This is a genomic window from Psychrobacter sp. Sarcosine-3u-12, assembly GCF_002836005.1.
Taxonomy (GTDB): Bacteria; Pseudomonadota; Gammaproteobacteria; order Pseudomonadales; family Moraxellaceae; genus Psychrobacter; species Psychrobacter okhotskensis.
Genome location: NZ_PJBY01000110.1, coordinates 285,811 through 299,607, shown reverse-complemented (window position 1 = coordinate 299,607; position 13,797 = coordinate 285,811). Strand labels below are relative to the sequence as shown.

Sequence of the window (13,797 nt, the reverse complement as noted above, 5' to 3'; positions counted from 1 at the left end):
CTTAAGTTATTTTTCAAATAATTTTTAATCAGAAAACAAGGGAATGAATCATGAATTTAACCAATAAAGTTGTCGTTATCAGTGGTGGTGCCTCAGGATTAGGTTTAGCTACTGCTCAATATATGGTACGCAATAAAGGGGCTAAGGTAGCCTTATTAGATATGAATCAAGAAGCAGGTGAGGCTGCTGTTGCCGATCTTGGCAAAGATAAAGCCATGTTCTGTCGTACGGATGTGACTTCTGAAGAAGATGTCGATAACGCTATTGCTGCCATCATAGATGGGTTTGGCGCTATCCATGCCGACATCAACGCGGCAGGTATTGTAGCTCCAGCGAAGATTCTAAATAGAGAAGGCAAAGCTTCGGCATTAGCGAATTTTAAAGCAGTAATTAATGTGAATTTGATTGGGCTATATACCGTCATGTCAAAATGTGCTGAAAAAATGGCACTAAATGAGCCTGATGAAAAAGGCGAGCGTGGCGTTATTGTGAACGTCTCTTCTGGTGCTGCTTGGGAAGGCCAAATTGGGCAGAGCGCCTACGGAGCGTCAAAATCTGGCGTTAACGGTCTCAATATACCGGCAGCGCGTGAGTTCGGAAAATTGGGTATTCGAGTTAATTCCATTGCTCCAGGCATGTTTGCGACCCCTATGGTGGAGTCGCTTGATGCAAAAGTTAGTGAAGCTCTTATTGCTATGTGTGAAGCACCTAAACGTATGGGTAATATGGAAGAGTTTGCCTCTACTTGTGCATTTCTAATTGAAAATAGCTACATGAATGGTCGCTATATTCGTCTCGATGCTGCGACGATACTGCAGGCTAGATAATAGAAGGCAGTTTTATGAGTACTCAGCAAGGAAGTTACATTACGCCACCAGAGTTTGGTGAGTTGCTAGTCGTTAGTGACGGAATATTATGGACTAGATTTAAAATACCTAGCAAGTTGGATCATATAAATATTTATTTGATTAGGGATGTAGATGGCTGGTTCGTGATTGATTCAGGTCCTGCCTCCGATGAAAACCGTGACTTGTGGAAAAGCTTAATACAGAACTTACCTAGCCCCGCGAAAATTACCGGTATCTTAATCACTCATTCACACCCTGATCATATTGGACTGGCTGGCTGGTTGGAGGATTATAGCGATGCACCCTTATATATCTCCGAAAAGGAGATTTTACAGGCAAGGCTTGAGAACCGTTATCGCAGTACTAAAGATTACAGTGACTTGCCACATTTCTACAGTCGTATGGATGCCTCACTAGAAGACATGCAAAGTCTGGAGGAGGTTTGGGAGTACTTAGATATGATGTTTGGTTCGTTGCCCACCGAGGTAAATATTGTCAAGTCTGGCGATACGATTGAAATAGGGGGCGAGTCATGGCATCTTTGGTCGGGTTCGGGGCATTCTATAGAGCATATTTGTTTACAAAAGGCTTCGGGAGAGGTGATGATTTCAGGTGATCAAATCATCGAACATATCACGCCCTACGTTGGCCTAAATTATATGAGCCAAGAGACCGATCCTTTAGCCGGTTGGTTAGCAGGTCTGAGCGATATGATTGATTGGATAAGTACGAATGCACTGGTCTTACCCGCACATAATAAGCCGTTTTATCATGGGGATGAAAGAGTTCGTGAAGTGTTGCAGCACCATCAAACCTCGTTAGATAAACTGCGGAAAAACCTCGACCAATGGCGCACTGTCAACGAGTTAAGTTCGGTATTGGGATGGGCAAAGAAAAAAGGTTTTGCACGTTGTTTAGCGCTTGAAGAGACGTTCGCTCACGTTACTTATTTGGTGAATACTGGAGAAGTAGTTTGCGAGACTGCAGAACTATCCGGTGTCTTGTACTACCAGTTAGCTTAAACAATTATATTTTTTAGAGATCGTCTAAAAAGTTATAACCTTTGGTTTCATGGTAAATGTAAGAGATTCGATAGCAGGATTAGGCTGTAAAGATAAACAAGGGACTACCACTTATTAAGGATAATAAACATGTTAATTAATTTTAGTAATCATATGGCAGCACTCGCGCAGCGTTACGGAGATCGTGAAGCCTTAGTAAATATAGAGCGTAACCGCAGATATACTTTTTCTGAATTTCACCTCTTATCCAATCAAATCGTCAATATGATGGTCAGCTTAGGATTAGGTGTTGGCGATCGCTTTATCAATATTCTGGATAATGACAATCTATCATTGATTCATGCTCCAACTATTTTTAAAGGCGGCGCTACTGGTGCCTTCACCAATTTTAGAGATTCGCTTGAAGAGCATACTTGGCAGGTGGCGGCTGCTAATGTGAAAGTTGCATTTATTGAAACGTCATTACTCAAAACACATTATGAAATGTTAATAGGGCAAGGCATTACTATCGTCGTTATGGATAAGCCAGAAGATAGCTTAGAGGGTGTCCTTTATTTTTGGGAGCTAGTAGATCAGGCCCCTGATCATAATCCTGATTTTGAATTAGATGATCGTGAGCATTGTGCGCTGATTCGCTTTACTGGTGGTACGACTGGCAAAGGTAAGCCAGCTATGTACTCTATGGATAATTGGTTCAGCTGCCGTGATACGGCCTTTGCTTTTGATGACAAGGATATATGGGCCGATGAACCAAGATGCATTCACGTAGCGCCTATCAGTCATGGTAGTGGCATGCTTGTATTGCCAACGTTATATTCGGGTGGCTGTACGATTACCCAAAACAGCCCTGATTTGAATGCTTACTGCGCTAATATTGAAAAAGAAAAGGCTACGCTGACATTCTTAGTGCCTACCATACTTTATCGCCTGCTAGAGATTGAGTCTGATTTAAGTACGCTTAAGTATGTGGTTTATGGCGCAGCACCTATGAGCCCAGGAAAACTCAAATTACTTCAGGCAAAGCTAGGTAATATATTCATACAGGGATATGGGTCTACCGAGCACTTTGGTTTTGCATTGAACATGAGCACCCAAAAACATATTATAAAAACAGAAGTGGACGAAGTTCGATTAGGTTCCGCTGGTCAACCTACACCTAGTGTTGAGTGTGTTATCGTTGACAGTGAAGGCAATACACTGCCACAGGGCGAGACAGGAGAGCTCTGGGTACGCTCACGTAGTGTCTGCCAAGGATACCTGAATGCCCCTGAGCTTACCGCTGAGGAATTCCATAATGGATTTTGGAAGTCGGGTGACTTAGGTTATATGGATAAAGAAGGCTTTATTTATCTTGTCGACCGCAAAAAAGACATGATTATCTCAGGTGGTTTTAATATTTATGCCAATGAAGTCGAGTCTGCTCTTAATAGCCATGCGGATGTCTTTCTAGCTGCAGTAGTAGGTATCCCTCATGAAGAGTGGGGTGAGGCTGTACATGCTGAGGTTATTCTTAGAGACAATGTTAGCTTGACAGATCTTGAGCTCATTGCGCATGTTAAAAACCTGATTGGTAGCTATAAAGCGCCAAAAACTATCTTAATTGTTGAGCAGATTCCCACTAGTGTGGTTGGTAAAGTGCTACGTAGAAAGGTGCGTGAAAAATACTGGAGCGAGGCTCGTAAAATCTCTTAGTAAGGTACTTGATATTCACAGCCTAGTCTTTACAACTGGTGTTGATGGATAAATATTTACTTTCTAAAATTAATTCAAAGGAATGACCTATGAGTGACATTTATATTACTGGCGTTGGCATGACCAAGTTTGGCCGTCATATAGAGCGCAGTTATAAGGATTTGGTGCGTGAAGCGGTAGAACAGGCATTGACCGATGCCGGTGCTGAATTGGAGCAAGTTAAGCAAGCTTATTTTGCTTCCTGTGTTATCGGCTTTATGCAGGGTCAACACATGATTCCTGGTCAGGTAGCTTTACGCTCGATGGGCTTTCAAAGTATCCCAATCTTTAATATCGAAGGGGCTTGCGCGTCTTCTAGTACCGCCTTACATTTAGCAGCGATGGCGATCAAAAGTGGCTCGTGTGATATCGCTATTGCGGTAGGAGCTGAAAAAATGATCAATGAGGATAAGGCTAAGATGTTTGCCGCTTTTGACTCAGCTTGGGATGTAAGTACGGTTGCGGATAATCGGGATACCTTATTGGCGATGGGCGCAGGCTTTGAATGTCCTGAAGGCTCGCAATCTCCGAAACCGTACTCGATGTTTATGGATGTATACGCCGCCTTTAGTCGCCATCACATAAATACTTTTGGTACTACGCAAAGACAAATCGCGGCTGTCTGTGCAAAGAACCATACCCACTCTGTGCATAACCCACTGGCTCAGTATCAACGACCTTATACGATAGAAGAGGTATTGGCAGCACCACCTATCACATATCCGCTCACTCTGCCTATGTGCGCGCCCATCTCTGACGGTGCTGCGGCTACGGTCTTATGTAATGCGGAAGGGTTAAAGCGTCTAAAGGGTGATGCTAAACGTGCCATCAAGCTATTGAGTAGTGTCGTGCGCTCAAGCTCAGATCGCAGTTTTGAGGATTATAAAAACCACCTTACTGCGCTTGCTGCTACCGAAGCTTATGAAAAGGCGGGCGTCTCTCCGGCCGACGTAGATGTCGCTGAGGTACATGATGCTACGGCTATGGGAGAGATTATTCAGGTGGAAAATCTTCAACTGGTCGGTTATGGCGAGGCGGGTAGAGCAGCAGAAGCCGGCGAGCTGACAATCGGTGGCCGTGTCCCTGTCAACCCATCAGGCGGTCTTGAGTCCAAAGGACACCCGATTGGCGCAACCGGACTAGGTCAAGTCTATGAGCTGGTGACCCAACTACGGGGCGAAGCTGGCAGGCGTCAAGTAGAGGGCGCGCGAATTGCTATTCAAGAAAATGGTGGCGGTATTTATGGAGTAGAAGAGGCTACTGCCGTTATCAATATCTTTGCTATGCAGTAGTATTTAACTAACTCATTATTAAAAATAAAAAAGGAATTTTCTATGACTGAAATAGCTTATATCTATGATGCCATTCGTACGCCACGTGGCAAAGGGAAAAAAGAGGCTCCCTTTATTAGGCAACGCCAATTTGGCTTGTTCACACTTGAGCTATGCTGAAGAAACCGTAGAGATAAACTTGGTAAACTAAGCTTATTAATCGGAGTTTACCATGACCAAGAAAACCAGAACTTATAGCACAGAATTTAAAGCAGAGGCCGTTAAGAAGATAGCGGGCAAACCCCAATTTTGACAAACTCACCTGAGTAAGTTCTCGAACTAAAAAAAGGTGCTAACAATAGGCCGTATATAGCGTTAGCATCATTTTTTGCTACTACCTATATCTAATAATTATCGACATTTGTTCATCAAAATAAGAATCGAAAACCCTCGTTAATAAGGCTATAAGCATCTAAGAAATTACTACTTGATCCATAAAGTAATTTTACTAAAAGCATATTCATCAGTGAACTTTAGCACTAGCCCACTGTTTAAAGCCTAATAAGCACACAATGATAAATACTAACAGGACTGTTGATACGCAGAAGCGACTTAGTACAAGATTAACATTATCAAACCCATCAGTACGAATTTATGTCGCAGGTTATCGATTACGATAATAGGGATATAGAGAAGCTAAGTCTTTATACTCGCCATTTACAACCTATGCTACGTGAAAGGCTCGATGATGATGAGGTTTATTTCAGTAATATGATAATGAGTCACTACCGCTTTTTTAAGCTACGTCAACAGGATTTAAAACTGTAAGAGGGTAGTTTCTTTCCGCTGAATACTGGTAGCGGTGGAGCTGGCAAAGCTAAGGATAAATAAGAGGACTGGCTATTAAAAATAGTTGCAAGGTTAAATGAGCTATTCGATGCTGAAAATCTGACCGATAGAGACCTAATCAATTACTCGTAAACTATCTGGGATAAAGTCAACGAGAACCAAATCGTCATGAATACGAATATAGTTATTGTTTTAAGTGAAAGGAGTTGATTATGTCAGATAAAAATATCAGTTTTTTAGCTGAAAGTAGCTTTGATTATTTATTTACTAATAAAGTCACTTCTCCACATTGCATGCTCGCATACTGCACAAAACCAACTCTCTTTTGCCCGCATATAGGCGATATCAGCAGGTACATCAATGGGACAGGCGCTCCCGCAATATTCACAGCACACATCATCTAAGCAAGCATAGCATTGGCTTATGGTTTCAAATAATATGTGTGAACTGATATTATATTTTTGACAAAGCATACGGACATAATCTACATAGCTAGTTTTATGATCATAGGACCAATAATCCTCACAGACCCGTTTGTCCCAAGCATTTTGTGTCATGCTCCATTCAATCCTGATGCCCATAATATACTCCTTCTTAATGGCAGAATGACTATGATTAGTGTCACATTTTTATAGTATCTATATCTATCGAACGAGTCGCACCCATCATAGTTAGCCAGCTATTGAGCGATAAGATGAGTCTATGACATAATAAAGCGTTAGTCAGCACAAAATAGTTTTTGACGGAAACTTAGTTATTGCCAACGAGTATTATTTTAACAGAAAAGTAATCACTGGCAAGTATTTTTTACTTACCAATAAGGATTTTATTGTGATTTTATGTAATCTACCAGTGCTTTTAGCGGAAAGAAGGTTGCGAGTTGCAGATTTAGTAAGAATGACAGATATCAGCAAATCAACGCTTCATAGAATTTATAACGATGAGACAACTCGCATAGAATTCGATACCCTGAGTAAGTTGTGCCAGGTATTAAAAGTCAATCCAGGGGATGTTTTAAAGTATGTTCCCGATGAGAATGAAGAAAACTAAGCTTTATAGGAAGGTCGACTGCTATAAGACGTTAACCTCCTCACCCGACTAGAATTGAAATTTTAAAATACTCTTCAGCCTTTATTTATAATAGGTTGGAGAGTATTTTTTTGTCTAAAAGATTTTTCTAAATCAATATTTAAAGTATTAAAGATAAAAATATAACAGAAATATTAAAGTCTTTACAGCTGGTAGGTTATAACATATTATAGTTAATATAATTCACTATAATTAGTTAAAAAATGAATAATATTCATCTAAAGCCTATTCAAAAGTTTATAACTTTTAGTAAATCTAATCTGGTTATTCATACACATGCTCAGAAGGCATTATTGATGTGGCAACAATTTAGACCGAGAGTAGTTGGTGTAAACATGAATAGTTTTAATGACTATTATCGACCACCGCTACGCTTAGTATCTAAACCAGACGGCGCTTACTATTTTTTTAATGAATTTAGACGTATTGATAGGGTTCTTACAGAAGAGGTTAGTTTGCGTCAGCCTTGCTTGATTGCGGCTGAAAGCTTACAAGACATTAAGTACTTGGCTTGGAGTGAGGTTGTTGAGCTGGCTTTCGCAAGAGGGACTCATCATCCTGAGTTTTTTAAGGCACTCAGTAATAGTGCACCAAAAAGTATTATTTGCGAACTTATGAATATAGAGCGTCTTACGGTAGACAATTATTGTCAGTTTGCTGGTATCAGCCAAAGTGCTTATGAGTATCAGCAGGGCAAGGCGGTTAATGATGAGGTGATGTTGGGACTGCACAAAAACATGGATTGGATGGATGCCTCTTATGAGTCAAACTAAATTATTTGATGATGTGACTACTAGGCGAGTGTTGGATAAGCTTATTCCAACAGACTCACTGCATAACGTACAAATGCGCCAGCTCGTGATTGATGTGATTAGTCTGGTGCAAGATGATGATATTGGTTTGTTGTATTTAAAACCAGGTGAGAATTTTGCAGAACTTACTGGTATAGACTGTGAAGATGTGATTAAAGAAATCATTCGGCAAGGTAAAACAGTAGAGTGGGCGGTTACCTATATGCTGATTGTCTTTTATCAGGCATATGGCGAAGTTAATATAAATAATAATGCTTGGCGATTTATGAGTGGCTACTTAAAAGTGATATTTATGATCACAGTACGCCACAACAAACACTTTGCCAAAATAGATAAGCTTGGTGTGCGTGTTCGTATGGCGCTAAGACCTTCTGATCCACAACGTGGCATTCTCGACCAGTTAATCAGCACTCATGCTCAGTGCGATAGCTTGTCCTCATGTTTACCTTATATCAGACAATATGAAGCAAGCGTCAAACAGGAAGAGGCAACAGGTGAAAAAGCGAACCAATATCTTGGTAGTAAAATTGGTCAAATTAGGTTGGCTTATGAAGTAGCAATTGATAATAAGGCTTTTATTGGTAAAACCTATAATGAAGATACTAAACGCGTAAAGTTGTCTCAAACAGTCACCAAGATAGTGGCGCATATCGATGGTGAGCCGCTACAAAGAATAGTGTTTGGTACGAAACAATCAAAAAAGCACAGTAATGTGGCAATCGCTGAAAATATTGCCGATGACAACGAAGTGCCATTGCTAGACAATGATTTTAAGCCAGCTCTGCAAATTGCTAAATCTTCTGAGCTGCAGCAATGGCGATTGAAAAATAACCATCAACACGCCCGCCGTAACCAATTTCATTTCCCAACCAATCATCGTCAGCTAAGCATTACCGGATATCAGATGTTATTTGCCACGCTTTGGCAACGCTTTATGAATGTTGATAAAGAGAGTGGTACTGGGTATGCAGTTTTACTACTGTCACTGTTAAGCGGTCTTAGTATTGATAGCATCATTGCTGATTGGCAATGCAGTCGCAGTCAACGGCAGTATTTCGTCTATGACCGTGTCCGTAAAATCAGTAGTATCGCCATCACGATCGATGTGACGACCAATACTCGAAGTCATCTGCTTGCCCACAGACAAAGCAACGGCAGTACCTTTTATCGCGCACTGCCTGAAGCTTTACAAATCATGCTTGAGGATAAAATTACCGTTTCACCTGGTAATGTTAAAGCCGCTATCTCTTACGCTAAAGATATATTGAACCTGCCAGCACTGAGTCCTCAATATATTGAAGCCGGGCTATTTATCCTTATTAAAAACGAACTTAATAAGCCCCTACATGCCGACATGATCACAGGTGTTGATGTAAGGCATAGCTCTGCGCTGTATTACACTAGCACTAAAACGGTAGAGCTAGAGCAAACTTATATAAAAGCGGTAGAGCTGATAACTGAATACTGCAATGATGAGCAAAAAGTACTTTTAATAGATGAGTGTAGCGTACCGATGAACGGGCATAGAAGCCATATTGGTAGTGATATGGTACTAAAGACCACAATGTGCCAGCAGTTCTTTAATCAACTGGCTATCAGTGCTGAGAGTTTTAATGGAAAGTTAAAATCCCACATGGATCGCTATATTGCGCAGTTCAATAGTTATAGCATTTGGCTATGGCACATTATCCTGATCCAAACGGGTATTCGCCCAGTCAGACATGCACCAGGATTACTCAATCAGTTTGATTTGAAGCGGCGTATATTATGGGTATCTGACAAAGAAGAGCGTCATGCGCAGTCTGATGGCAGGCTCATTCCTCTTAGCAAGTTTTTGATAACTGCTATACAAAACTATATGACTTATATTAAGCAATTTGCCGCCATCTATAATCCATTATGTCCAGCAGCGCCTTATCCTATCAACGACATCTTGCAATCTGAGCGTCCTCTCATTCAGCTCTATAAAAAGAACCCAAAGGGCTTTACTAGCATTACGCCAAGCCAAGTTCGCTACCAGTTGCAAGACTTTTTTAGTCATCAGGATAATTGGCTGCGTCATCAGCTGAGATCCATGCTTACGGGGCGCGTGCCTGACTATCTGATTTGTGCCCTTTATGGTCATGAGCATCCTGATCAGGAATTTATGCATCCGATGTCATCAAGCTCTATTAATCAGCTGCACCAGCTCAGTTCCCATTTAGATGCGATTGCTACAGACCTTCACTTAAAACAAATTGAGGTTCGCCTATATGGATAACATTAGCGCTCATAAAATGCGACAGCTGAATAGAGAAGAAGCTAAAAACAGTATCAAGTATGATGCTAAAGCCCTAATTAAAGAATATATCAATCAATATCCTATGCAATCGCCTTGTGAGCTGCAGCATCATTATGAAGCGATTAACCAGTTACTAGAGGAGAAGTTCGATACCGCTCAAAACTTTCAATTGGCGCGGCGCGGATTTTTAGAGTTTATTCGTGATTATAATAAAGCTCACCAGATATACCTTAACGAGCCTGTTGTACCGATACTGGCGACTCGTGAGCGCTTGACCATTAATTATGATTGGTTTGTGAATGGGTGCGCTGTGGCAGACAGTAGCGCTATGATGATAGAGTCTTGGCAACGAAAACGGCGTTTTTCAATGAATGACTTGGTTGAGGGATTATTATATTGCAGCATCATGTATGGCGGTATCAACGACATTGAGGTGTTAAAAGCGCTCTATGATTGGCTATTTGGTGAGCGCCGTATATATAAAATTAACATGTCAGCGACTGATGAAAAAAGCAGAGTAGAATGTTTGGCTATAATACCGCTTAGCGTACCTGATGATAATTATGGAACTACGCTAGATGACAGCGAAAGCTTACATCGTTTTGTTGATTATATTCCCGATGATATGGGCCTATGTTTTTTATATGCTCTAAAGGATAAAGAGTTAAACACTGCCAAGATAAAGCCATTTAATACCATAATCAACGATATCTCACAAACGCTTAAACTCACCAATAAAGATATCGATCGCCCGCAGCACTCAATGCTCATCAAATATGCCAACTACCACTGGCGACAGCTAGAGGGTAGTCTAATCGATGGTGCGCTAGCCGTGGTGAAACAAGATGATATAAAGACAACAGGTTTGCCTACTGAGAAGCTAATCCATTATAACCGAGAGCTCATCAATCAAAACCCTGAGCCACTCGAGTGGTCTGAGCTGTTTGATGCCAGTTATCAGACGGTAGGAAAATCGCAGGACAAGAGAGATGCCACAGTTTATCCAAGCTTTAGCAAAAATCTGATCAAAGAGCTGCAAGATGCACTCAAATTGACTAGAAACGCCGCTATTTGTACTATCACAATATTAATGACAGACGCTAGCCAGCCTAATGCGCGACGCTTGCTTAGCTGGGTATTATCATTGCTCGGTGATAATAGTATTAGACTAAATACTATTAGTAAATATGCTGGCTGTATTGGTCGCGACTGGCTAATGCTGACGTTGGATGAGGATATTGATCAGTGGGAGGGTAATGACTTTGAGGAAGTGTACGAGCAAATTATTCAAAGTAAGGTAAAAGATGGTCGCAAGTTTTCTGTACTGTGCAAGTCGTCAGAGTTTGACGATACATATAGTGGTATAGATAATGATAACCATACTACTGGTCAACCGCTATCTTATCTTGATCGTTTAAAAGACAGTCAGAAATTTACTTATGGCCGTTTGAAAGCATTTCATGATCATCAGCGTATGCACTTTGATGCGCCTTATGTGCATTTTCCCTGGGGTAATAATCGGCAAGTTGTCAAAGCTGAAATGATATCACCGCGCGTGTATAGAGCGATGAGAAGTTATATCCAAACATCAGAGTTAGAGATAGAACAAAAGCAGCTATGTTTTATTGTACTGGCGCTTGCTTATCGGACTGGTATGCGAATTAACGAAATTATTGGTATTAAGGTTAGCGACATTGCAGATATAGGGTTTATTAATGGCCAAGTGGTTGAAGTGCCAAAAATAATCCTCAAGCCCAACCGCTATCGCCGGCTAAAAAGCAGTAGTTCTAAACGGGTGATACCGATAGACAGGCTTTTCAAGGATGATGAGTTAAAGCCCTTCATCGCATTCTATTATCAACAAAAAAGGTTAAAAAGAAATTATTTATTCTCACAAGGCTCAGGTGACCAGCCACTACCGTCCGTATTCTTTAGTAATATGATGAAAATAATATGGGATAGATTGCTGAGTACCCATGATTTCACCTTTCATAGCTTTCGGCATACTGCAATTAGCCAATTGGTCCTGGTGTTAAACGACTCGCCACTTAGAGAGGTGATGACAGATTATGGTACAGCCCATAGTGAATCTATCGTTAGCGCCGTGCTTGCTAATAATAAAGAAAAGGGGATGTGGTTTGGGCTAGCTAGCTTTGCAGGGCATCTAACGCCAGATACTACGTTTGAATATTATATGCATACCGCTCATCTATTGGCTGGATGGCAAATGAGTCAAGCCACACTTGTTATGCCGATAACCGTGTTTGAGATGGTGACAGGTATTGGTTATCAGACGGTGAATAGACAGAATGGCAGAGCTTATAGTCCTAACACCAAACAGGTTCATCTTGATAAAATGCGTGGCTATTTAATCAATAAGGTTGCGAGCAAAGAGTCTCTACTCTCTTATAACAGAACACCAGCTAATACAGATTATGAGCAAAACACACAAAATGACGCAGCGAATACTCGACCGTCTCTATTTGTCCATCCTAGAATTTATGATGTGATTGCACTGTTAGAAGAGCTGCAAAAAACAAGTGTTGATAAAAGAGCGGATCAGTTGGCAGAGGTCGCACTTCAGCATGGTATCGCTGTCAATGATGCTAGACAGATTTACGATAGAGCCAGTCAGATTTTTACTGATGATAGGCTGCTTTTGAGTGCGCCGACGGGACATAAAAACCAAGAGGTTCTAGTTAAAGCGCTTGATCGAGCATATCAGATGTCAATTGATGAGCCTGCTAGACTGAAATCGTTTGTAGGAATATTTACAGGTAAAAAAAACTTAAACACCTCATCGATTCATTTTGGTATTAAAGAGACTCAGCTTAAAATGCTACAGCAGTTCATGGAAGTAGGTTGTCAGCTTATCGATGCCAGTCATTGGCGAATTAGAGCACATAGCGAACAGGCAGTGCGTGATATTAAAAAAGAGCTTGGACTGAATAGCTCAATACGTATTGGTGCTCGTGAGAGTTTCCATGGTTATGAGGTTAGGGTAGTACAGAAAAAGCGGAGAAGATCTGATAAAAATATGGCTATAACAGATGATTATTATTCCTCGTCAGGAATTTTGAAGTATGTGGGATACTTACTTATAATATTAGTTGAAAACTAGATACAGCCTTTTGTAATTCTGAATGATTGCTTTTTTTATGTAGCTTGCAGTAGTTATCAAGCTGATTTATTCAAGTAGTTCGTATGAGCAAGGTGACAGAGTGACAAGCTATATGGTCAACGGGCTAGAAGATGATTTTTGCTCTATATGATTAAAATTTTGTCACAGATAATATTCTTCTAAACACTAGAGAGTATAAGGATTGTCACGTTGTCACGTTTAGAAAAGGTTAGTGTATACGATAAATGGAATACCTTACCTCGTTAGATGTGGTAGTGATAGGTACTGTGGCAGGAGTAACTCTTAAGTGACTACTAAAAAATAATACTAACAATGAGAATAATAACTTTAACTATAGTAATTAGCCTCTATCTAAGTGTTAGTTTCAGTTCAAAGCCAAGAAAAAGGAATTGCAATTAGATTTTAAGGTTTTAACCAAATAATAATGCATCGGCTATTTACTCGAGATTTATAACTCATAAAGTATCATCTTATTAGATAGAGCGTGAATATTTAATAGCTTTTGATATATTCACAGTAGCGGAGTATAGGTGGTTTTAGCGTGACAACGTGACAAGGCATACACTGTGTGGCGTACAGCTATTTTTATCCGCGACTTTTTAATACCTTTCACCGGTTACGATATGTTAAAAGGTAGGTAGCTAATAGCTTTCACGTTGTCACGTACGTAAATCCCAATATCTTCTCGACTACCTTATAAAAAATAAGATTTAAGAAGTTAACTACAAACTTTGCATGTTGAGGTCTTGGCT

General features: G+C 40.5%; 9 protein-coding genes. All 9 read left to right on the top strand.

Annotated features, from left to right (window positions below):
• Positions 1-50: 50 nt before the first annotated feature.
• Positions 51-827, top strand: a complete 777-nt coding sequence (locus tag CXF65_RS14720; RefSeq protein WP_025650713.1) for an SDR family NAD(P)-dependent oxidoreductase — start codon at positions 51-53, stop codon at positions 825-827.
• A 14-nt stretch (positions 828-841) separates the two neighbouring features.
• The gene (locus CXF65_RS14715; RefSeq protein WP_025650712.1) at positions 842-1,870 is read left to right on the top strand and encodes an MBL fold metallo-hydrolase; all 1,029 of its coding nucleotides are present in this window, start codon (positions 842-844) and stop codon (positions 1,868-1,870) included.
• A 129-nt stretch (positions 1,871-1,999) separates the two neighbouring features.
• Positions 2,000-3,562 (top strand): class I adenylate-forming enzyme family protein, encoded by a 1,563-nt coding sequence (locus CXF65_RS14710; RefSeq protein ID WP_025650711.1) that lies wholly within the window; start codon positions 2,000-2,002, stop codon positions 3,560-3,562.
• A gap of 89 nt (positions 3,563-3,651) precedes the next feature.
• On the top strand, positions 3,652-4,893 hold the full coding sequence (locus CXF65_RS14705) for a thiolase family protein (protein WP_025650710.1): 1,242 nt from the start codon (positions 3,652-3,654) through the stop codon (positions 4,891-4,893).
• 1,040 nt (positions 4,894-5,933) lie between these two features.
• Positions 5,934-6,125, top strand: coding sequence for a hypothetical protein (locus tag CXF65_RS14980; protein WP_156915590.1), 192 nt, complete (start codon positions 5,934-5,936; stop codon positions 6,123-6,125).
• A 427-nt stretch (positions 6,126-6,552) separates the two neighbouring features.
• The gene (locus tag CXF65_RS14695) at positions 6,553-6,771 is read left to right on the top strand and encodes a helix-turn-helix domain-containing protein (RefSeq protein ID WP_025650707.1); all 219 of its coding nucleotides are present in this window, start codon (positions 6,553-6,555) and stop codon (positions 6,769-6,771) included.
• Between the two features lie 374 nt (positions 6,772-7,145).
• Positions 7,146-7,583, top strand: coding sequence for a hypothetical protein (locus CXF65_RS14690; protein ID WP_025650706.1), 438 nt, complete (start codon positions 7,146-7,148; stop codon positions 7,581-7,583).
• Positions 7,570-9,882, top strand: a complete 2,313-nt coding sequence (locus CXF65_RS14685; RefSeq protein ID WP_025650705.1) for a hypothetical protein — start codon at positions 7,570-7,572, stop codon at positions 9,880-9,882. The genes CXF65_RS14690 and CXF65_RS14685 overlap by 14 nt, the downstream gene beginning before the upstream one ends.
• A complete protein-coding gene (locus tag CXF65_RS14680) occupies positions 9,875-13,024 on the top strand; it encodes a tyrosine-type recombinase/integrase (RefSeq protein WP_025650704.1) in 3,150 nt (1,049 codons plus the stop codon). Before CXF65_RS14685 ends, CXF65_RS14680 begins: the two co-directional genes overlap by 8 nt.
• Positions 13,025-13,797: the final 773 nt, after the last annotated feature.